Annotated in this window: 22 protein-coding genes; 13 read left to right on the top strand and 9 right to left on the bottom strand. The window is 70.1% G+C overall.

Features of this window, described 5'->3' with window-relative positions; all coding sequences use genetic code 11:
• Nucleotides 1-47: 47 nt before the first annotated feature.
• The 10 genes from AC1DMN_RS16870 (at nucleotide 48) to AC1DMN_RS16825 (ending at nucleotide 7,007) form a co-directional block, all read left to right on the top strand.
• Entirely contained in the window at nucleotides 48-353 is a 306-nt protein-coding gene (locus AC1DMN_RS16870; RefSeq protein WP_477231194.1) for a hypothetical protein, read from the top strand.
• Entirely contained in the window at nucleotides 353-1,555 is a 1,203-nt protein-coding gene (locus tag AC1DMN_RS16865) for a hypothetical protein (RefSeq protein ID WP_477231193.1), read from the top strand. The genes AC1DMN_RS16870 and AC1DMN_RS16865 overlap by 1 nt, the downstream gene beginning before the upstream one ends.
• Nucleotides 1,556-1,615: 60 nt before the next feature.
• Nucleotides 1,616-2,233: a hypothetical protein gene (locus AC1DMN_RS16860; protein ID WP_477231192.1), complete on the top strand. Its 618-nt coding sequence runs from the start codon at nucleotides 1,616-1,618 to the stop codon at nucleotides 2,231-2,233.
• On the top strand, nucleotides 2,233-2,874 hold the full coding sequence (locus AC1DMN_RS16855; protein WP_477231191.1) for a hypothetical protein: 642 nt from the start codon (nucleotides 2,233-2,235) through the stop codon (nucleotides 2,872-2,874). Before AC1DMN_RS16860 ends, AC1DMN_RS16855 begins: the two co-directional genes overlap by 1 nt.
• Nucleotides 2,875-3,336: 462 nt before the next feature.
• The gene (locus AC1DMN_RS16850; RefSeq protein WP_477384638.1) at nucleotides 3,337-3,615 is read left to right on the top strand and encodes a hypothetical protein; all 279 of its coding nucleotides are present in this window, start codon (nucleotides 3,337-3,339) and stop codon (nucleotides 3,613-3,615) included.
• Between the two features lie 212 nt (nucleotides 3,616-3,827).
• Nucleotides 3,828-4,016 (top strand): hypothetical protein, encoded by a 189-nt coding sequence (locus tag AC1DMN_RS16845; RefSeq protein ID WP_477231189.1) that lies wholly within the window; start codon nucleotides 3,828-3,830, stop codon nucleotides 4,014-4,016.
• The gene (locus AC1DMN_RS16840) at nucleotides 4,013-4,294 is read left to right on the top strand and encodes a hypothetical protein (RefSeq protein WP_477231188.1); all 282 of its coding nucleotides are present in this window, start codon (nucleotides 4,013-4,015) and stop codon (nucleotides 4,292-4,294) included. Before AC1DMN_RS16845 ends, AC1DMN_RS16840 begins: the two co-directional genes overlap by 4 nt.
• Before the next feature lie 3 nt (nucleotides 4,295-4,297).
• Nucleotides 4,298-5,857, top strand: coding sequence for an alpha/beta hydrolase family protein (locus AC1DMN_RS16835; RefSeq protein ID WP_477231187.1), 1,560 nt, complete (start codon nucleotides 4,298-4,300; stop codon nucleotides 5,855-5,857).
• Between the two features lie 62 nt (nucleotides 5,858-5,919).
• On the top strand, nucleotides 5,920-6,354 hold the full coding sequence (locus AC1DMN_RS16830; RefSeq protein WP_477231186.1) for a hypothetical protein: 435 nt from the start codon (nucleotides 5,920-5,922) through the stop codon (nucleotides 6,352-6,354).
• Nucleotides 6,351-7,007 carry a hypothetical protein gene (locus tag AC1DMN_RS16825; protein WP_477231185.1) on the top strand — a complete coding sequence of 219 codons (657 nt, stop codon included), beginning with the start codon at nucleotides 6,351-6,353 and terminating at the stop codon, nucleotides 7,005-7,007. Before AC1DMN_RS16830 ends, AC1DMN_RS16825 begins: the two co-directional genes overlap by 4 nt.
• A 12-nt stretch (nucleotides 7,008-7,019) precedes the next feature.
• Here the strand turns inward: AC1DMN_RS16825 and AC1DMN_RS16820 are convergent, their stop codons facing one another.
• Nucleotides 7,020-7,505, bottom strand: a complete 486-nt coding sequence (locus tag AC1DMN_RS16820) for a recombinase family protein (RefSeq protein ID WP_440733185.1) — start codon at nucleotides 7,503-7,505, stop codon at nucleotides 7,020-7,022.
• Between the two features lie 133 nt (nucleotides 7,506-7,638).
• Between AC1DMN_RS16820 and AC1DMN_RS16815 the strand changes: the two genes are divergently transcribed.
• Nucleotides 7,639-8,679 carry an NAD(P)-dependent alcohol dehydrogenase gene (locus AC1DMN_RS16815; protein ID WP_477231184.1) on the top strand — a complete coding sequence of 347 codons (1,041 nt, stop codon included), beginning with the start codon at nucleotides 7,639-7,641 and terminating at the stop codon, nucleotides 8,677-8,679.
• Nucleotides 8,680-8,753: 74 nt separating this feature from the next.
• On the opposite strand, the gene AC1DMN_RS16810 is transcribed toward AC1DMN_RS16815, so the two are convergent.
• A complete protein-coding gene (locus tag AC1DMN_RS16810) occupies nucleotides 8,754-9,746 on the bottom strand; it encodes a malate dehydrogenase (RefSeq protein WP_477231183.1) in 993 nt (330 codons plus the stop codon).
• Between the two features lie 85 nt (nucleotides 9,747-9,831).
• On the opposite strand from AC1DMN_RS16810, the gene ypfJ reads away from it, so the two are divergent.
• Nucleotides 9,832-10,719, top strand: coding sequence for a KPN_02809 family neutral zinc metallopeptidase (ypfJ, locus tag AC1DMN_RS16805; protein WP_477231182.1), 888 nt, complete (start codon nucleotides 9,832-9,834; stop codon nucleotides 10,717-10,719).
• Nucleotides 10,720-10,885: 166 nt separating this feature from the next.
• On the opposite strand, the gene AC1DMN_RS16800 is transcribed toward ypfJ, so the two are convergent.
• From AC1DMN_RS16800 to AC1DMN_RS16790, 3 genes are all read right to left on the bottom strand, one after another.
• Nucleotides 10,886-12,610, bottom strand: a complete 1,725-nt coding sequence (locus tag AC1DMN_RS16800) for an aldehyde dehydrogenase family protein (protein ID WP_477231181.1) — start codon at nucleotides 12,608-12,610, stop codon at nucleotides 10,886-10,888.
• Nucleotides 12,611-12,705: 95 nt separating this feature from the next.
• Nucleotides 12,706-14,082, bottom strand: a complete 1,377-nt coding sequence (locus tag AC1DMN_RS16795) for an MFS transporter (RefSeq protein WP_477384636.1) — start codon at nucleotides 14,080-14,082, stop codon at nucleotides 12,706-12,708.
• 67 nt (nucleotides 14,083-14,149) lie between these two features.
• Complete coding sequence (locus AC1DMN_RS16790; protein WP_440733191.1) at nucleotides 14,150-14,413, bottom strand: glutaredoxin family protein; 264 nt, start codon at nucleotides 14,411-14,413, stop codon at nucleotides 14,150-14,152.
• Between the two features lie 171 nt (nucleotides 14,414-14,584).
• Between AC1DMN_RS16790 and AC1DMN_RS16785 the strand changes: the two genes are divergently transcribed.
• Complete coding sequence (locus tag AC1DMN_RS16785) at nucleotides 14,585-15,754, top strand: glycosyltransferase (protein ID WP_477231179.1); 1,170 nt, start codon at nucleotides 14,585-14,587, stop codon at nucleotides 15,752-15,754.
• A gap of 54 nt (nucleotides 15,755-15,808) precedes the next feature.
• On the opposite strand, the gene AC1DMN_RS16780 is transcribed toward AC1DMN_RS16785, so the two are convergent.
• The 4 genes from AC1DMN_RS16780 to AC1DMN_RS16765 all read right to left on the bottom strand — a co-directional run.
• Nucleotides 15,809-16,969 carry a polysaccharide deacetylase family protein gene (locus tag AC1DMN_RS16780; protein WP_477231178.1) on the bottom strand — a complete coding sequence of 387 codons (1,161 nt, stop codon included), beginning with the start codon at nucleotides 16,967-16,969 and terminating at the stop codon, nucleotides 15,809-15,811.
• A gap of 56 nt (nucleotides 16,970-17,025) precedes the next feature.
• A complete protein-coding gene (locus AC1DMN_RS16775) occupies nucleotides 17,026-17,643 on the bottom strand; it encodes a response regulator transcription factor (protein ID WP_477231198.1) in 618 nt (205 codons plus the stop codon).
• 2 nt (nucleotides 17,644-17,645) lie between these two features.
• Complete coding sequence (locus AC1DMN_RS16770; RefSeq protein ID WP_441978369.1) at nucleotides 17,646-18,902, bottom strand: sensor histidine kinase; 1,257 nt, start codon at nucleotides 18,900-18,902, stop codon at nucleotides 17,646-17,648.
• Between the two features lies 1 nt (nucleotide 18,903).
• Nucleotides 18,904-19,687, bottom strand: a 784-nt coding sequence (locus AC1DMN_RS16765) for an ABC transporter permease (protein WP_477384634.1), incomplete at its 5' end; no start/stop codon positions are given.

The raw sequence follows: 19,687 nt of genomic DNA, 5'->3' as shown, positions 1-19,687 counted from the left end.
CGCGCCGCCGGGATAGGTTCGAACGGTAGCAAGGGATCGGAGGGCCCATGGGCGACGGAGTGAAGGTCAAGTACAGCGAGCTGGAGCCGCTGCAGAAGGCGCTGACCGACATCATCACGGAGTTCGACGAGGCGGGATCCCGCCGCAACGCGCTCCAGGACGCGGTCGGCGAGCCGTACGGCGAGCGCAAGCTGCACGACGCGGCCCATGACTTCGAGGGGCGCTGGGACGACCGCCGCAAGGCGCTCAAGGACAACTGCAAGACCGTGCAGGAGCACCTCGACGCCGTCATCAAGGGCTTCAAGGACTGGGACAAGCAGGCCGCCGACAAGTTCGACAAGAAGGGGTCCTGATGACGTACTACGAGGCGATGCCCGCGTTCTCGCCCGCGCACCACCGTCTCGGCCACATCGACGGCGACGTCGGTGCGATCCGCCAGCGCGGCACCGATCTCACCACTCTCGCGACCGAGATGACCACGTCGTCGAAGCTGCTGCAGAGCCTCGTCGAGGACGGTTCCGACATGAAGGGCGAGGCGATCGACAAGCTCGCCTCGAGCGCGAAGGACGTCTACGCCGAGCTGGGCAGGGCCGCCGAGCTGTACCACGCGGTGGCGCCGTACATCTCCGGCTATGCGACGGATCTGGAGACCGCCAAGAACGCGATCGACCCGATCCTCGGGGATCTGGTCGAGCTGTGGCAGACCTACCTGCACAAGCAGGGGGACGCGATGGATGCGCACGCCGCGCAGCCGAAGTATCCGACCGGGGACGACGCGAACGATGAGACTCTGCGCCAGCAGGCGGAGGACAAGCAGCACGATGCGGCGACTGCGGCGGCCGGGCTCGCGACCTCCGCGCGTCAGGCCTGGACGGATCGGGCGAAGGACTTCGACAAGGAGTGGGACACCTGGCACGGCGCGTTCATGCACGCCGCGAACGGGATCCACGACGACATGTCGGGCAAGATCAAGGACTCCTGGGATGACGACATGCGGGGCTTCCTGCAGTGGGCGTCCGACTTCCTCGCCGTCGCCGGCATGGTGCTCGCCGTGCTCGCGATCGTCGTGGGCGGTCCGATCATCGCCGCCCTCGCCGCGGTGGTCGCGATCGCGACCCTCGTGGTGGCCGTCGCCCGCCTGGCGCGCGGTGAGGGAAGCGTGCTCGATGTCGTGTTCGGCGTGATCGGCGTCATACCCGTGCTCGGACCCGCAGCCAAGTTCCTTCGCGGGCCGGCGGCCGCGCTGCACGAAGCGGAGTTCGGCGCCGATCTCCTCCGGCTCACCGGGCGCGGGGCGACGAGCGTACGCGGATGGGCATCGGGACTCAACGGCCTCGAGGGACTGACCGCCACGGAGCGTGTCGGCGACTTCTGCGCGAAGCTCTTCACGGGCAACGGGGCGTCCGACCTCCTCGAGATCGAGGGCGGGCTGAAGACGCTCGACATGGTCGGCAACGTCTTCGCATCGCATTTCGCGATCGCGGGGGGCATCAAGGACAGTGCCGGTGGCGCCTGGGGAGGCGCGTTCGCTCCGGGCCAGAACCCGTTCGGATGACCGCGGCACACGCCGTGGGTACGATGCGGCGCGCACCTGTGCGCGCGAGAGGATGATCCGATGAACAGTCTGCGCGCCGAGCTGCTCGGCGAGACCGGAACCGTGATCCCGCCGTATCGGATGCTCATCCCCGCGGGGTGGGAGGCGCACGATCTGAGTGCGGCCACCGAAGGCGACCTGCTCGGACGCGCCGATGCACGGCTGCGATCCGTGGGCAACACAGCACTCGGGCCGTTGCTGCGTGATCAGGTGCGCGATGTGTTCACGCAGCTGCGCGCACGCGGCGGCTTCGCCTACGCCTTCCCGGGGGAGGCCTCGCCGACCTGGGCGATCGGGGCGGCCAGCCTCGTCGGCACCAAGCGCACGGCGACGCCCGAGCTCACCCTCGACCAGATCGTGCAGTACGCGATCGTTCACCACGCTGCCGAGCCGATCGGCGACGACCACCGCATCGTCCGCTGGACCGAGCGCAAGCGGGTGACCGTCGACGGTGAGGACGCGACGACGCTGCTCATCACCTACCTCATCCCGATCCCCGGATCACGCCGCACCGAAGCCGTGCAGTGGACGGTGACCGTGGCGCACGATGCCGACATGCCGGACGACCACCCGAGCCTCATCGCCTGGCGAACCCTGTTCGACGTGCACGTGGCGAGTTTCGCCTGGCTGGAGCAGTGATGCAGATCACGATCGCCTACGACGAGGACCGCAGCATCCCGGTCCCGGTGCTGCCCGTCGCGGAACGCGCCACCTGGGCCGAGCAGACGGCTGCCGCGTTCGCAGCCCGCGTCGGCGGCGGCGATCAGCTTCGGCAGGGCGTCGCGAGCGCGCTCGACCGGCTCACGGTGCTCGCCGACGACGACTCGCGCCTGCTTCTGCTGATCGGAGCGGACGGTGCCATGCTCGCCCCGCTGCTGCTGTTCGTCGTACCGCACGAGCTGGATGAACGCGAGCAGGCCGACTTCCTCTGGCAGCCCTCCGCCCTCCTGCCGCCCACGCCGACCGTCGTCACCACGACGCACCTCGGCACCGGCTTCTCCTCGGGCCTCGCCCAGCGCGAAGACGGCGCGGACTTCTCGACCCGGCGCTGGTTGTTCTTCGGATCCGGCATGACGGTGGCCGCGCTGCTCGGCCCGGTCGCGCCTCTCGGACTCGGCCTCGTGGAGGCCATCGCCGACGCCCTGCTGGCGGAGTCCTGGGTGGAGGGCTTCGTGCCCCGCGAGGACGTCGCCAAGGCCCAGCGTCTCGATGCGCTCGCCTCACCGGCTCAGGAGGGGTGGCGGCTCGGCGCAGCGTCCGGCGGTGCGACAGCTGGCTGACACGCGCCGCGCGCGCCGGCAGAAGCGGCGGGATCCGAGGCGTCGTGAAGGATCGGCGGCGGTCGAAGGCATCGATCGCCCACTCATCCCGGCGCTCGCGTCATGAAGCCGGTCGTCCGTCTTCTCGGCGAGGATGCGGAGGTGCGCGCCGTCGGGCGTGAAGCGTGCAGGCGATGCAAGGCACCGACGGTGCATCCGACCTGTTCGCTGCGGTGGGCGACCTGCACCGGCGCCGGCGGCAGCAGGTCGCTGCACGGGCGGCCTCAGCTTCCCGCGCCCGAGCCGTGGCGACCGCGGAGCGCACTCCGCAGACGTCCGCTCGCGTCTGGCGCTGGATCTGGGCGGCGCTCGTCGCCGCGGGTCTCATCGCCGCCCTCGTGCTCGTCGTCGAGCTCGGCCCCGCCGACCGCAAGAACGCGTTCAGCGACCCGCAACTGAGCGCCACGATCGCTCTCATCGCGGGTGCCGCGGCGGCGGCGCTCCATCCTGCAGTCCGCTGCACCAGCCGAGCGTCGCGACGACGCGCTCCGCGAGCTGCGCCRCATCGCCGAACGGCTGGCCGTCACGAAGGCGTCGGCCGCGATGCAGCAGGACTGGCAGCGACGGCTCGATCGGCTCGCCGAGAAGGGCGCGTCGTCTGCCACGATCGCCCAGGCCAGGACCATGACGCCGTCCGCCTGGCTCGCCTGGCTCGGCTACGACGGCGAGATCGAGATCCGTTCGGTGCTGCCGCGGAGCTGACCGCGCCCGATGGGGAGTTGTCCCCATCGACGGGGTCGTCGAGGGGTTGTTAGGTTCGTCCTGTCGGGCCGGAGGGGCCCTGTCGAAACGACGACCGGGGGTGGATGATGGCCGATCTCGGTGCGTCTTCTGACACCTGCCGCGAGATGCTTCCACGGACCGGCCGGCTTCGGCCGGTCCCCTGCGCTACTCCGTGATGAAGGAGTCACACGATGCCGGAAGAGGCGCTGAAGGCCGCACGAGATCGACTGCACGTGCGCGTGCCAGCCTCGTTGGCGGACGCCGCGGCTCTGCGCGCCGAGGTGAGGGCGGCCGATGCCGCTCTCGGCGCCTGGCTGCGCTCGGTCGGGGCCGGGCGTGCGGCGCGAGCAGACCTGCGGGACGAGGGGGCCGCACGATGACCGACGTCAGGATGGATCTCGCACGGCTGGAGTCGACCGCGCACACGGCCAAGGGGCTCGCGACGACCTTCGACAAGGCGGAGGAGTTCGCGGACGATCTCGGCGGCCTCACCGGGCACGACGGCCTCGCCGACAAGATCGAGGATTTCGGCGGCAAGTGGGACATCGCGCGCGAGGACCTGCGCGACAACCTGCGCTCGCAGGCCGACTTCATGCAGGCGATCGTCGACACGTTCCGCGACCTGGACACGAAGATGGCACGGGACGGGGAGAAGTAGAGCATGAGCGTGCTTCCCGGGCGTCCGGCCGAGCTGACATCCCGCGCCGCAAGTCTCGTGGCGTCGGCCGAGGTGATCCTCGGCGTCATTTACGAGCTGCGCGGCATCGTCGAAGACGACGAGGGGAAGGCCATCAAGGCCCTCTACGCGCAGAATGAGCAGATCTCCTCGGATCTGGAGAGGATCCATCCCCGCTACAAGGGGACAGCGGAAGCGATCACCGAGTACGCCGTCGCGCTCACCGCGGCGCACGAGGATGCGCACCGCGCGCAGGACGACCTCGACGAGGCGCTGGTCGCGCAGGGGCGCGCCGACCGCACGCTGGAGGACCTCAACGACCGGGTGAAGGCTGCGGACGAGCCTTCGCCCTCTCTCACCGATCAGGTCCCCGGCGCACGGCGTGCTGCGGACGACGCCGGTGCTGCCGTCGGATCCGCCCGTGCGCGGATCGATGCCGCCCGCGAAGCGATGAACCGCGCCGCCGAGACGGCGATCCGCAGGATCGATGCGGCGATCGACTCCACGAACGAGGGGTTCTGGGACAAGGTCGGCGACTTCTTCTCCGACATCGGAGACTTCCTGGCCGGCATCGCCGACTGGATCGGCGACTTCCTTCAGGACGTCGTGAACCTGCTCAAGAAGATCGCCGACACGATCGTGGCGATCCTGGGAGCGCTCCTCGTTCTCCTCCTCATCGTGGCGATCGGAGCGTTGTTCGGCACGATCGGCCTCATCATCGGAGCGGTGATCGCCGTCGCGCTGGCGGCGTTCCTCATCTGGAGCGTGCTGTCGGACGTGCTGAAGGACACTCCGAAGGTGAGCGAGACCGACCCGTACGCCCATCCGGAGGACAGGCCGAAGGACCCGACTCTGGCGACGGTGCTGGACGGGACGGGCGAGGTCGACGAGCTCGGCAAGGAGACCGACACGGTCGTGAAGATCACCAAGGTGCTCGGCCCCGACGGCTGGTACTACACCGTCACCCTGCCGAGCACCCAGGAGTGGCTGTCGCGGTTCGGTGACCAGGGCGCGGTGAACGACCTGGACAGCAACCTGGCGCTGATGCTGACGCCTGCGCTGCAGACGCAGTACGAGCGGGCGGTGCTGGAGGCGATGGACCAGGCGGGGATCAACCCCGACGACCCGGTCATGCTCGTCGGGTTCAGCCAGGGCGGGATCATGGCGGGCCATCTCGCGGCGTACAACTCCGACTACAACTGGCAGGCGGTGGTGGTCTCGGGAGCTCCTATCGACCACATGCCCATCCCGGACTCGGTGGACGTCGTCTCGGTGCAGCACAACGGCGACCCCGTGCCGCGCCTGGATGCCATCGCCGGCGACTTCGACAGCATCCCGCACGGATCGAACTGGACGACGATCCGTGTCGATCCGCCGGAGCCGAACCCGGTTCTGGGCGTCGACGCGGGCGCCCACAACGCCGACGACTATTCGACCACCTACGAGCAGCATCTCGCCGAGGTGCAGGCGGCCCACCCCGATCTCGCGAACTTCTTCGCTGAGAATGGGTACGTGGACACCTCCTACTACCACTGGAGCGAATGATGATGAGGGGACAGGGCGCCGGGAGGCGCGGTCTGGTCGCCGTCCTGCTGGCAGGATCACTGATGGGCGGTGCGCTGGTGGGTTGCAGCGTCGTGCCGCAGAGCCCCGAGCATTCAGAGGAGACGACGGTGGACTACGGAGGCGTGGCGGACGCGGTGACCAGGGCGGTGCCGAGAGTCGTGGAGGTGCGCGACTCCTCTCGATCCCGCAACGGCTTCGGATACCGGTTCAGTGCGGGACTCGTCACGGACTCCGCCGAACCCCTCACCCCGGCGGAGCTGGATGCGGTCGTCGAGGCGATCTGGCAGCGGCTGCCCTGGGAGCCGAACACGATCAAGCTGACCGCGGGAGCGGATACCGACGCGGGCCACGAGGTCGTCGATCTGCGGGCCGCCGCGGACACCCTGGATCCGCTGAGGGTGCGAGACGCAGGCCAGGCCGGCGTCTCCCTGACCGGAATGGCTTCCCGCTATGGAGCCTGGACGGCGCCCGAGTGAATGACCGCCGCCTGCGTTTCCGTCTCCCCGGGCGCTGGTACTCCGTCGATCTGTCCCGCGCGGACGCCACCACGGCATCCATCCGCCGGATCGCGAAGGACGCCGTCGGCGCGGCCGATGATCGCGCCCCGGAGCGGCGACGCGTGCGGAGTCAGCTGGGCGACGCCGTCGCCGCGGGCGCGGAGGGCGACGTGCGCGCCATCATGTTCTCCACCGAGATCGCGCCGGGCGCGCCGCTGCCCGTGACCCTGCTCGTCTTCGAGCCGGCCGACCTGCGGATGAGTCCCGCGATCGGCACCGCACCGCGGGCGGTGCTGGCGGTGATGGCGGAGGCCTTGAAGCAGCTCGATCCCGTGGCGCACGCCTCGATGGTCGAGGTGCGCGGTCCGGGAGGTCCTGCGTTGCGCACGCACCGCGTCGAAGAGGTCGTGGGCGGTGAGGAGGACGGCATCTCCCGCCTCGTCGCCGACTACTGGGTTTCGGTTCCCGGGACCAAGCAGATGCTGATGGTGCGGTTCTCCACGCCGCTGGGTGACCTGGAGAACATGATGTGCGCGCTGTTCGACGAGTTCATCGCGGTGTCGTACTTCAGTGACGAGCGACCGGATTCGCTCCGAGAGCAGCTCGTCGGCGGGAGCGCGCGGGGACGCTGACGCGCGCTGCGCTCAGCGGCCGGCGTCGGCCAGGTGGCGGGCGTCGTGGCTGAGCACCTTCACCATCACGCCGTGCCGGCGCAGGGCCGCGACGGTGCGCGCCTCTTCGTCGATGTCGCGGCCGAGGGCGTGGATGTTCGCCACGACCAGCACATCGCCCGGTCGGAGGGTGTCGATGAGCCGGCCGATGCGATCCGTCCAGCTCTCCAGGATGTCCGGGGCGGGGTGGCGGAACCCCTCGATCGGCACGCCGAAGCGGGTGAGGTCGTCGCGCTGCTGCACCACGGAGGGCATGCCGTCGCGGGCGACGACGAGGCCGACCAGACGGGACCCGTCGGGCTTGGCCGACCACCAGTCGCGGTTCTGCTGCAGCTCGGTGAAGCACTTAGGGCACTCCGCGGCCGCGTGCGGAAGGTGCAGCGGGCTGGTGAGGGCCGCATCGAGCGGCGCACCCGTGGTGCCATCCGCATCGCCGCGCGCGTGCGTGGTCGATTCCATGTGATCCGCCTCTCCGTGTCTATTGTGCCTTCTCCCACGGACATCGGCGTCCGCCGGCGGTGCGGATGGAGCTGCGCCATCACCGGGCGGAGTACGCTCGCCCTGTCCGTCACCCCGAACCCCGAGGAGCGCCATGCCCGTCGTCGCCGCCTACGCCGCACCGAGCGAGGGTGCGCCTCTCGTCTCGACCACGATCGAGCGCCGTGAGCCCGGTCCGCTCGACGTGGTGATCGACATCGCATACGCGGGCATCTGCCACTCCGACATCCACACGGTGCAGGGGGACTGGGGGCCGCAGCATTACCCGCTGGCCCCGGGCCACGAGATCGCCGGAACGGTCGCCGCCGTGGGATCCGACGTCACGCGTTTCGCCGTGGGCGACCGCGTGGGGGTCGGCTGCCTGGTGAACTCCTGCGGCGAGTGCGCCGCGTGCCTGCGCGGCGAGGAGCAGTACTGCACCGGCGGCGCCGTCGGCACCTATGGTGCGACGGACCGCGACGGCACCATCACCCAGGGCGGCTACTCCCGGCAGGTCGTCGTCACCGAGGCGTTCGTGCTGCGGATCCCGGATACGATCCCGCTCGACCGTGCGGCGCCGCTGCTCTGCGCGGGCATCACGACGTACTCTCCGCTGCGGCACTGGAAGGTCGGCCCCGGCACCCGCGTCGCCGTCGTGGGCCTGGGCGGGCTCGGACACATGGCGGTCCAGATCGCGCACGCCCTGGGCGCCGAGGTCACGGTGCTCTCGCAGTCGCTGCGCAAGAAGGACGAGGGGATCCGGCTCGGCGCCGACCGCTACCTCGCGACGTCGGATCCGGAGACGTTCTCCGGGAACCGCCTCGCCTTCGATCTGATCCTGAACACGGTGAGCGCCCCGCTGCCCCTCGACGACTACCTGCGTCTGCTCGACACCAACGGCACGCTCGTCTGCGTCGGCGCGCGTCCGGAGCCGATGTCGGTCTCGATCAACCAGCTGCTCGGGCGCCGCCGCTCGCTCGCCGGGTCCGCGATCGGCGGCATCGCCGAGACCCAGGAGATGCTCGACTTCTGCGCCGAGCACGGCCTCGCCGCGGAGATCGAGCTCATCGACGCCGCCGGCATCAACGAAGCCTATGCGCGCGTGCTCGCCAGCGACGTGAAGTTCCGCTTCGTGATCGACGTCGCGACGATCTGAAGCCCACGCCGCGGGGTCGTTGAGCGAGCACCGGCGAAGCCGGCGCGAGACGAAACGCGGCGCCCTCGACGAGGCTAGATCAACCCCAGCGCGCGCACTGCGTCGCGCTCCTCGACGAGCTCGGCGACCGAGAGATCGATGCGCTCGCGGGCCCACCCATCAGTGTCCAGGCCCTCGACGATCCGCCATTCGCCGCCGACGGCGCGCACCGGGAACGAACTGATCAGGCCCTCCGGCACGCCGTACTCGCCGTGCGAGACGACGGCGGCGCTGGTGCGCCGCTCGCCGGTGCCGAGCGCCCAGTCGCGCACGTGGTCGATGGTCGCGCTCGCCGCAGAGGCGACGGACGAGGAACCGCGCACCTGGATGATCTCGGCGCCGCGCTTCGCGACCCGCGGGATGAACGTGCTCTCGAGCCACGCGCGCACATCGCCGGTCTGCTCAGCGAGCGCGTCGAGCACCGGGCGCCCGGCGACGGTCGCGTGCGCGACATCGGGGAACTGCGTGGCGGAGTGGTTGCCCCAGATCGTGACGCCGGCGATGTCGGCGACGGGGGCGTCCAGAGCCGCCGCGAGCTGACCCCGCGCGCGGTTCTCGTCGAGCCGGGTGAGAGCGCTGAAGCGCTCCGCGGGCACGCCGTCGGCGGTGGCCGCTGCGATGAGTGCATTCGTGTTCGCGGGGTTTCCGACGACCGTGACCCGCACGCCTGAGGCGGCATGGGCGGCGATCGCGGAACCCTGCGGACCGAAGATCGAGCCGTTGGCGGCGAGCAGGTCGCCGCGTTCCATGCCCGGGCCACGCGGCCGGGCGCCGACGAGCAGCGCGTGGTCGGCGCCGTCGAAGCCCACCGCCGGATCATCGGTCACTTCGACGTGCTCGAGGAGCCCGAACGCACCGTCCTGCAGCTCGAGCGCGGCGCCCTCGGCGGCCGCGATCCCGGCCGGGATCTCGAGCAGCCGCAGCCGCACCTTCTCGTCGGGGCCGAGCATGTCGCCGGCCGCGATCCGGAAAAGCAGCGCGTAGCCGATCTGCCCGCCGGCTCCGGTCAGAGTCACCGTGGTGGTCACTTTCAACCCCTTTCGGTCGCGGACGCGACGCACAGTGCGAGCCTATGCCTCGCCGTCAGGGCACGGACCGTGGAAAACTGTGCTCATGACCTTCAACCCGGATGCCGATGTCTCAGACAACAAGGTGCAGCGGCGCAGTGGCGGTCGCACGGCGGCGATCGCCGGCGGCGGCGTCGTCGGCCTCGGTGCGGTCGTCGTGCTGCTGATCAGCGCCTTCACCGGCGTCGACCTCTCCGGCCTCCTCGGCGGCGGGACGGACATATCGCAGAGCCAGCAGCAGGGCGGATCCACGGACGGATCGGTGCAGAGCTGCAACACCGGCACCGATGCGAACAACAGCGTCGACTGCCGCGTCGCCGCCGTATCGCTGGTGCTGAACGACTACTGGGCGAAGCATGTGAAGGGCTATGTCGACCCGGGCCAGGTCAACGTCGACGGCGCGACCTCGACGCCGTGCGGCACGGCATCGAACGACGTGGGCCCGTTCTACTGTCCCTCGGACCAGACCGTCTACATCGATCCCACGTTCTTCCAGCTGCTCAAGCAGCAGTTCGGCGCCGAGGCGGGCGACCTGGCCCAGGTCTATGTCGTGGCCCACGAGTACGGCCACCACATCCAGAACATCACCGGCACGATGTCGAAGTACCCGAACAACGGCACCGGCCCTACGAGCAACGGCGTGCGCACCGAGCTGCAGGCCGACTGCTACGCGGGCGCCTTCATCGCCGACATGACGCAGGAGAAGGACAAGAACGGCGTCGCCTACATGAAGACGCCGACGGATGCCCAGATCAAGGACGCGCTGAACGCGGCGGCCGCTGTCGGCGACGACCACATCCAGCAGCAGTCCGCGGGCTACACGAACCCGGAGAGCTGGACGCACGGATCCAGCAAGCAGCGCGACTACTGGTTCGCGAACGGCTACAAGAACGGCCTGGGCCAGTGCGACACCTTCTCGGTGGCCACGCCGTAGGACCACGCGGTCGTTGAGCGAGCGCTCTTTCTCTCCCCCGGGGTCGTTGAGCGAGCGGAGCGAGACGAAACGTGGCGCTCTCGTGAGGTCACCGCGTTTCGTCTCGGTCGCGCTGCGCGCGTCCTCGCTCAACGTCCATGGGGGAGGGCGGCGACTCGTTCCCTCGCTACGCCCGCATCGCCTGCACGAGCGTGCGCACCAGCGCGAGCACGCCGCCCTGGGCGCGGAACCGGGTCAGGCCCTCGCTGACCTCGGCCGCGGTGCGGGACGAGGCGAACCACGGCGGCTTCGGCAGGATCGTGAACCGGCCGCCGTCGCGCACGATCGACGCCGCCCGGGGGAACGGCCGGAACGGCCCGCGCACCACGGAGCGCTCGACGTCGGCCAGCAGCAGGGCGTTGTGCACGACGCCGAGCCCGCTGCCGACATCCGCGATCGTGTTGCCCGGGAAGGCGCCCCAGGTCACGGTGGGGGTGATGAAGCCGAACGCGGTCCAGGTGTTGATAGCGATGGATCCGTAGTGCAGCGCGGTGATGGCCCGCTCGAAGCCGGCGCCGAGCGACGCCTCCGTGGTCGGGTCGATCAGCACGTTCGCGCCGAGCGTGCCCTGCAGCTTCTCGTTCGCGTGCACGACGGCGGCGTCCAGGAACGCCTGCCCCACGCCGGGCAGCTGCTCCACGCCCAGCACCGGAGCGAAGTACTCGGTCTGCTCCAGGGCGGTGGCGTCATCGCCCTCCCCCAGCTCGACGAGCAGCCGGTCCGCAAGCACGAGGGCGTCGGGGTAGGCCTCGGTCGCCTGCGCCATCCGCTCGTCCGACCGCGGGTACCAGATGGGGCGCTCCGGGGCGAGGGCGTAGGCGCGGCGCAGCTCGATCAGGAACTGGTCCTTCTGTGCCCAATCGCTGGACAGGATCACGACCTGGCCTGCGATGCAGTTGTGTCCGCCGTTCTGCAGGCGCATCGTGGCGACGTGCTCGGCCTGGAATCGCAGATCCGCGTCGCTCCATTCTCCGGGCACGACGATGATCGGCGAGACGCCGCCGAGCTCGGCCGTGATCGGCTTCTTCAGCACAGGGCGGTTCTCCCGCTTGCGGCGCTTGGCCTGCGGCCCCGTGCCCCAGACGATCGCGTCGAAAGTGGGGGCGGATCCGGTGATGTGCACGTGCGCGAAGGCGTCGTGCCCGGTGAGGAACGCACCGACGTCGCCGGCGCCCCGGACGATCCGCAGGAAGCCGGGGGCGATGAGCGGAGCGAGGGCCTTCTCGAACACCGGCATGAGGGCATCCTGGGTCGGGTTGACCTTGAGCAGCACGACCCGATCGCGCGCGAGCAGTTCGTAGAGCACGTCGAGCACGGGGATCGAGGTGACGTTGCCGGCGCCGAGCACGAGGCCGATGCCGCCGTCACCGGGCTGCGGGGAGCGCTGGGCGAGGCCGGCGCGCGCCCTGGCGTCGCCCGGCGTGACCCCGGGGGTGAGCCAGACCTCTCCGGCGAACCCCGAGAGCAGCAGCTTGTCGACGCCCAGGAGCGGGAAGGCGTGCACGCGGGTCTGCCCGCTCGCGGTGCGGTCGACCCCGATCCCGTCCAGCGGGTTGCGGCCGTGCGCGATCCGGTCGAGCGTCTCGATGTAGGCGTCCACCGCGCCGAGCGTCGCGTAGGGGCCGCTCAGCCACTCCTCGCCGCGCAGCGGGTGGTCGTCGGTCAGCTGCTTGGAACGGGCCGCGGCGCGCGCCCATGCGCGTGCGTTCGCGGCGACGGTGCGCCGCACCCCGCGCAGCAGCGTGACGCGCTGGCTGACGGTGAGGGCCGACCAGGCGGCGGATCCCTTCTTCAGATCGGCGATCGCGCTCTCGATCGGTGCGCGGACGTCGTCGGCGAGGGTGTCTGACATCGGGATCTCCTTCGGCGCGGTCTGGCTTCAGCGTACGCGCTCGGTGTGGGACTCAGTCTCAGCGATCGAGGTCGTCGATGTCTCGCGGAGCCCGGTCACACGTCGTCGATGTCGCTGCGGCGGAGCCGGTAGCGGGCCAGGGTCGCGAGGCTCAGCGCCATGAGCACGGCCGGCACGATGCTGAAGATCAGCACGATCCCGGTGACGGCGCTGCCGGGCTGCACGACGGCGCTCACCGCGCCGGCGCTCGCCGTGCGCGAGACGTATCCGGTGACCGCCAGCACGACCGCGACGATCGTGGTGCCGAGCGCGAAGCCCACGGTCTCCGACGCCGTCCACATGCCGGTGAACGTGCCGGCGTTGCCCGGACCGCTGTCGCGCTCGTCGTGCGAGATGACATCGGGCAGCATCGCCATCGGCAGGGTCTGCATGCCCGCGTATGCGATCCCGGCGATCGCGACCGAGGCGTAGATCCAGGATCCGGGAGCCCACAGGGCGATGACGATCGAGGCGGAGGCGACGAGGAAGATCGTGGAGGAGATCCGGAACGCGCGCTCCTTGCCGGTCCGGCGTGACAGCCGATCCCAGACCGGGGTCGCGATCACCGCCGGTGCCACCAGCGCGACGAACAGCAGCGTGACGGCGCTCTCGGAGCGGATCACCCAGGTCGCCACGTACTGGGCTCCGGCCAGCATGGTGCCGGTGGCGAGCGCCTGCAGCAGGTAGGTGCCGAGCAGCGCGCGGAACGGCTGTGAGCGGCGCACGGCCGCGAACCCCGCGGCGTACTGCGCGCGGATCCCGACGTGCTCGACGGCCGCGGGGACGGCCACGGCATCGTCGGCCGTGCGTGCGGCGATGAGCATGCCGACGCCGATCACGATGCCCGCCACCACGCCCATCACGAGGTAGCCGGTGACCGGGTCGCCCGTGATGCGGCGCAGCTCGGGTCCGCCGCCGCCGAACAGCAGGATCGTGACGGTGAGCACGATCACGCGCCAGCTGAGCAGCCGGGTGCGCTCGTCGTAGCTCGAGGTGAGCTCGGCAGGCAGTGCGATGTACGGCACCTGGAACAGGCTGAACGCGGTGGCCGTGGCGAGGAAYGCCASCAGSACGCAGATCACKCCSGCGACCGGGCCGAACGCCGGSGGCACSGCGAASGTGAGGGCGAAGAACACCGGMAGSGTGAATGCCCCGATGAGCATGAASCGCTTGCGGCTGCCSGTGCGGATGAGGCTGCGATCGGACCAGGCGCCGATCACGGGGTCGATCACGACGTCCCAGATCTTCGCCAGGGTGACGATCGTGCCGGCGACGATCGCGGCCACACCCAGGTTGTCGGTGAGGAAGTACGCGAGCACCAGTCCGGGCAGAGTGGCGAAGCCTCCGGTGCCGAGTGAGCCGATCGCGTACCGGGCGATCGTGCGGGCAGGAAGGCGCGTGGGGGCTCGCTCGGCGCGAGCGGCGGTGCTCATGCGCGCCAGTGTATCGGCGTCCTTCGTCTCGCCCCGGCTCGCTCAGCAACCGAGCCGAAGGACGGGATCAGATCAGCGACAGCTCGCGCAGCTTGGCCTCGACATCCGCGTTCGACGGCTCGACGTGGTGCGACGAGTCGGGGTACACGACCACGGGGATGTTCGTGCGGCCGGAGATCTCCTTGGCGACGTCGGCAGCAGCGGGATCCTCGACGAGGTCGACGTAGGTGTACTCGATGCCGAGTGCGTCGAGCTGCTTCTTCGTGCGGATGCAGTCCCGGCACCAGTCGGCGCCGAACATGGTGATGGTGTCAGAGGAGGGGGTGGTCATGATTCCAGGGTACGGGGGATTCGAGGGTTCGGGCTCGGTGCGAGGCGAGGGCCGTGTGCCCGTCGTTCACCGCCCGTTAGCCTGGATGGGAGAGGGTGCCTGACGGGAAACGCGCAGGTTCCGCATGGTTTCGCGTGGGACCATGGCGGGCAGGCGTACGGAGGGAGAGGCATGGGCGACATGTCGGCGGGGGAGATCATCCCCGGAGCGACGGTCATCATTCCGACCTTCAACGAGCGCGATAACATCGCCGCTCTCGTCTCGCGCGTCTCCGACGCGGCGTCCGACCGCGACGTCGAGATCCTGTTCGTCGACGACAGCTCGGACGACACCCCGGACGTGATCCGGCGGATCGCGGCCGACGCGCCGGTGCCCGTGCGGCTGTTGCACCGCGACAAGCCGGTCGGCGGCCTCGGCGGCGCCGTGGTCGAAGGGATCCGGTCCGCGTCCTACGACATCTGCATCGTCATGGACGGCGATCTGCAGCACCCGCCGGAGCTGCTGCCCGAGATGATCGAGCGCTTCGAGGAGGGCGACGCCGACGTCGTCGTCGCCTCGCGCTACATCGGCGGCGGCGACAACGGGGGCCTCGCCGGCGCGGTGCGCGTCGGCGTCTCACGCAGCGCGACCCTGCTGACCAAGGCGATGTTCCCGATCCGGCTCTCCGGCGCCTCGGATCCGATGACCGGCTTCTTCCTCGTCGACCGGCGTCGGATCGATCCCGCGGCGCTGCGTCCGAACGGCTTCAAGATCCTGCTGGAGATCCTGGTGCGCTCGGATGTGCGCATCGCCGAGGTGCCGATGGAATTCGGCGAGCGGCTGCACGGCCAGTCCAAGGCGTCGTTCGTGCAGGGGATGCAGTTCCTCAAGCACCTCGCCCGGCTGCGCTTCGGCAAGATGTCGCTGTTCGCGATCATCGGCGGTGTGGGCGCGCTGGCGAACCTCGCCATCATGTGGGCGCTCACGCACCTGGGTGTGGAGTACGTCTGGGCGGCGATCATCGCCGCCGAGGTGACCATCGTCGGCAACTTCCTGCTGCAGGAGCGCTACGTCTTCAACGACATGCGCGGTGACGCCGCAGCGATCGGCGTGCGCTTCGCCCAGTCGTTCACGTTCAACAACGTCGAGGCGGCCGTGCGGATCCCGGTGCTYGCCCTCATGGTCGAGACCTGGCATATCTCCAGCATCCTCGCGGCGGCGATCACGCTGATCGCGGCGTTCTTCGTGCGCTTCCTGTTCCACTCCCTCGTGGTCTACGCGCCGCGCCGTTCCGTGCGTCAAGAGCGCAAGGCCGAGGAGCGTCGCGTGCGACTCGAGGCGGAGACCGCCGCCGCGGAGTGACACCTCGGCAGGGCCCGCCGGCACGGGGTCTCCCGTATTCCGAACCCGGATCCGTCAGCCGATGTTGTTCTTCAGGCCGTTGACGGTGTCGCCGTAGTTGATCCGGACCACCGGCAGCTCCAGCTTGTTCGTGCCGATGTGCACGTAGCCGAAGTCGATCGTGCGCGCGAGCAGGAAGCCGGCCTTGGCCACGCCCTGCTCGGCGGTCGCGTTGTAGTGACCGTAGGGATAGGCGATGACTTCCTTCGCGCCGAGGACCTTGGCCGACTCCTCCAGATCGGCGGCGACCTCGTCGGCCGACAGGTTCACCATCCGGCCCTTGCCGTTGTCGCCTGCGCGGTGCATGTCATTGGTGTGCGAGCGCTGCAGGACGTAGGGGGAGGGCGATCCGTCCTTGCGCTCACCCGTGATCACGAACGAGGTGGTCAGCAGCTTCCGCTCGGTCACGACCGGCACCGCGAGCTGCAACCAGGTCGGATCCGCATCGTCGTCGGTGATGATGAGCGAGTGCTGCGGCAGGAACAGCTTGCCGTCGATGAAGGCGTTCAGCTCGTCCCACGTGGGCATGTAGAACTTCTGCGAGGCGACGTAGTCCATCTGCGCCTTGAAGTCCTCGATGTACACGTAGTTGTTGCGCAGCCAGTTGTCCTCGCCCTCGGGCTTGGTCGTGAACTGGTGGTACATCAGGATCGGGATCTTCGCGGCGGTGGCGGTGTTCTGCTCGGGCGTGGTCCAGGCGGCGTGGAGCGTGCGCTGGTGATCGGTGCACGTGGTCAGCTGCGAGCCGTTCACACGGTCGGTCTGGGTCTGCGCCTGCGCAGCCTCCGGCGTCGGATACCAGCCGGCGAACACGGATCCGGCTCGCTCGGGGATGGGTAGGCCCGTGAACAGCACGCCCTCGGTCTGCAGCATCGGAGGCTGATCGATCCCGTCGCCGGCGAACGACACGGCGCAGGCCTTCGCGGGGTCGGCGGCGGTCTTCAGCAGCGCCTGCACCGGGGAGAGCGACGTCGGCTTCGGCGTCGGCGTGCTGGCCACTCCGGTCGCCGCCTTCGGGCTATCGCCGCCCGCGAAGGCACGCACGGCGATCGTCGTGACGACCGCGATCAGAGCCACGGCGAGCACGGCGATCAGGGCGACGACGAGTCGACGACGGCGGATCACCGCGGGCGAGGGTCGCGACGAGCGCGACGAAGCAGATGATCCTCCGGTCATGGTGCTGAGTGTAAGGGATCGTCGGGTACGGATCCTGAAGCGATGAGGGGAGGCCGTCAGAGCAGCCAGCCGCGCTCCTGCGCGATCCGCGCCGCGTCGGCCCTCGTGCGGGCCTCGAGCTTCTGCATCGCGGAGGACAGGTGGTTCCTCGTCGTGCCCTCGGACAGATGCAGTGAGCGGGCCACGTCAGAGATCGTCCCGCCGTCACGGGCGGCTGCCAGCACCTCGGTCTCGCGCGGTGTCAACGGCGACGGTCCGGCGGTGAGCGCATCCGTGGCGAGGGCTGCGTCGATCACGGTCTCTCCGCGCATCACGCGGCGAACGACATCGGCGAGTTCGGAAGCCGGGGTGTCCTTGACCACGTAGCCGGCGACCCCTGCGGACAGGGCTCGGGACAGGTAGCCGGCGCGTCCGAACGTGGTGACGATCACGATCCGCACCCCGGGCAGGGCCTGACGCAGCTGCGCCGCGGCGGTGAGTCCGTCGATTCCGGGCATCTCGACATCCAGCAGCGCGATGTCGGGCTGGTGCTCCCGCGCGGCGTCGAGCACCTCGTCGCCGCGGCCGACCTGGGCGGTCACGACGAGGTCGTCCTCCAGGCCGAGCAGGGTCGCCAGCGCCCCGCGCACGAGCGCCTGGTCGTCGGCGAGCAGGATGCGGATCGGCTCATGCATCGTCATGCGGTGACCTCCAGGAGGAACCCGCCGTGACGGGAGCGGCCGATCGTGAGGGCACCGCCCGCGTCGGCCGCACGCTCGGCGAGCCCGTGCAGGCCTGTGCCGGCGGGGTCGTCCGCACGGCGCGGCGCGGGACCCACGCCGTCGTCCTCGACCGTGATGCGCGCGGGGCTCAGCATCACCCAGCAGTTCGTCGCGCCGGCATGGCGGATCACGTTCGTGACGGCCTCGCGTAGGGCCCAGCCGAACAGCTCCCGGTTGCGCTCCGGCACCTCGTCCGTGGTCGTGGGGAGGTGGGCCGTGATGCCCGCGGCGGGCAGCAGCGTCCGCAGCGAGGCGAGCTCGCTCGCGATCCGCACCTGACGGTAGCCGGAGACGACGGCGCGCATGTCGCTGAGCGTGGCTCGGGCGAGGGTCTGCACTTCGTGGATCTCCGCCGCCGCCGCGGCCGGATCCCGGTCGGCGAGCTTGGCGGCCAGATCCGCCTTCAGGGCGATCGCGGACAGGGAGTGGCCGAGGATGTCGTGCATGTCGCGGGCGACGCGGTTGCGCTCCTCCTCGACGGCGACGACGGCGAGGTCCTTCTGGGTGCGGCGCAGCTGCGCCAGCGTCTGCAGGTTGCGCGTGAAGGCGGACATCAGCGTGCCGATGGAGAGGATGATGAGCGGCATCGTCCAGGGCGGSGTGCTCGTGGGCTGCAGGGCGCCGTCGATGAGGTTGATCACGAGCGCCGCGGCCGAGACCACCAGCACCGCGATCATCGCCCGGCCGCCACCGCCGAGGCAGAGCGCGGCCGAGACGGCGACGTAGGTCCAGAGTCCGGAGAGGTCGGGGCCGAGCACGAGGATGAACGGCAGCGACAGCAGCAGGAGGCCGGCGGGCGGGGCCCAGCGCCAGCGATCCGGGAGCGCCATCGCGATGGGGAACGACACCGTGAACAGCGCGCCGTAGACGACCACCCCGAGACCCCAGAACCAGGATCCGGGGGCGGGGACCTGGGTGAGGAGCGGCACCAGGATGAAGCCGACGATGAACAGCTGGCTGATCAGGGCGCCCGGGTACCAGCGCTTGGCGCCCGGGGCGCCGAGCGTGAGGCGCAGCCGCGGCCACCCGGCGGTGCCGTCCAGCGGCGGCGCGTCCAGGAAGCCGCCCTCACCGATGCCGAAGCGCCCCAGGAAGCCGAACCGGCGCTCGCGCCGGGCAGGGCGTGCGGCCGGAGCCGTCACGCCCTGCCCGGCGCGGGTGCTGTCCGTCACGTCAGACGCGCTTGGTGTCGCGGCGGAACATCAGCACGGCCAGTGCCGTGAAGATGACGAGCCACACGATGAGGTTCGGCACGGCCCAGCCGTTGGGGGTGACCCCGACCACGGCCGACTGGGAGAGCTCCGCGATGCCCCAGAGCGGAGTGAACCTGGCGCCGATCTGCACCGCCTCGGGCATGACCGCGAGCGGGACGAACAGGCCGCCCATGAAGCTCAGGATCGGCAGGATCGGGCCGAGGTAGCGCATCGCGTTCTGCGCGGGGAAGGCGTATCCGACTGCGAGTCCGAGGCTGGTCAGCATGAGCGAGCTCAGCCAGGCGAGAACGCCGGCCAGGATCAGGTTGCCGAGCGGGGCGGTGATGCCGAGTGCGGCGCCGACGATCAGGGTGACGAGCACGGCGATGCCGCCGAGAACCAGCCCGCAGATGACCTTGACGAGGATGTAGACGACCGGGTTGAGCGGCGTGAGGCGCAGCTGCCTGCTCCAGCCCTGGGCGCGCTCTGCGGCGACGGAGACGCCGGTCATGGTGCTCGCGACCATCGCGCCGTACACGGCCATGGAGATCATGATCGGCACGGCGGCGGACATGCCGCCCTGGTTGACCGGGACGTTCGTGATCGCCGTGTTCTTGTTCGGGAGCCCGATCATGACGAGCATCGCGATCGGGAAGATGAGCGTGAACACGACCACGCTGGAGTTGCGGAACAGGCGCTTCAGCTCGACGCCGAGGAAGGTGAGGCTGAAGCCGCCCATCGGCGGTACGCCATCGGCGGTACGC

The organism is Microbacterium sp. 01T413_2 (assembly GCF_056398985.1).
This window is presented reverse-complemented; position numbering and strand designations above follow the sequence as displayed.

Coding starts and splice junctions, on each gene's coding strand:
- AC1DMN_RS16870 (WP_477231194.1), top strand. CDS start 48: ATGGGCGACGGAGTGAAGGTCAAGTACAGCGAGCTGGAGCCGCTGCAG.
- AC1DMN_RS16865 (WP_477231193.1), top strand. CDS start 353: ATGACGTACTACGAGGCGATGCCCGCGTTCTCGCCCGCGCACCACCGT.
- AC1DMN_RS16860 (WP_477231192.1), top strand. CDS start 1,616: ATGAACAGTCTGCGCGCCGAGCTGCTCGGCGAGACCGGAACCGTGATC.
- AC1DMN_RS16855 (WP_477231191.1), top strand. CDS start 2,233: ATGCAGATCACGATCGCCTACGACGAGGACCGCAGCATCCCGGTCCCG.
- AC1DMN_RS16845 (WP_477231189.1), top strand. CDS start 3,828: ATGCCGGAAGAGGCGCTGAAGGCCGCACGAGATCGACTGCACGTGCGC.
- AC1DMN_RS16840 (WP_477231188.1), top strand. CDS start 4,013: ATGACCGACGTCAGGATGGATCTCGCACGGCTGGAGTCGACCGCGCAC.
- AC1DMN_RS16835 (WP_477231187.1), top strand. CDS start 4,298: ATGAGCGTGCTTCCCGGGCGTCCGGCCGAGCTGACATCCCGCGCCGCA.
- AC1DMN_RS16830 (WP_477231186.1), top strand. CDS start 5,920: ATGGGCGGTGCGCTGGTGGGTTGCAGCGTCGTGCCGCAGAGCCCCGAG.
- AC1DMN_RS16820 (WP_440733185.1), bottom strand. CDS start 7,505: ATGGAATCGACCACGCACGCGCGCGGCGATGCGGATGGCACCACGGGT.
- AC1DMN_RS16815 (WP_477231184.1), top strand. CDS start 7,639: ATGCCCGTCGTCGCCGCCTACGCCGCACCGAGCGAGGGTGCGCCTCTC.
- ypfJ (WP_477231182.1), top strand. CDS start 9,832: ATGACCTTCAACCCGGATGCCGATGTCTCAGACAACAAGGTGCAGCGG.
- AC1DMN_RS16800 (WP_477231181.1), bottom strand. CDS start 12,610: ATGTCAGACACCCTCGCCGACGACGTCCGCGCACCGATCGAGAGCGCG.
- AC1DMN_RS16790 (WP_440733191.1), bottom strand. CDS start 14,413: ATGACCACCCCCTCCTCTGACACCATCACCATGTTCGGCGCCGACTGG.
- AC1DMN_RS16780 (WP_477231178.1), bottom strand. CDS start 16,969: ATGACCGGAGGATCATCTGCTTCGTCGCGCTCGTCGCGACCCTCGCCC.
- AC1DMN_RS16775 (WP_477231198.1), bottom strand. CDS start 17,643: ATGCATGAGCCGATCCGCATCCTGCTCGCCGACGACCAGGCGCTCGTG.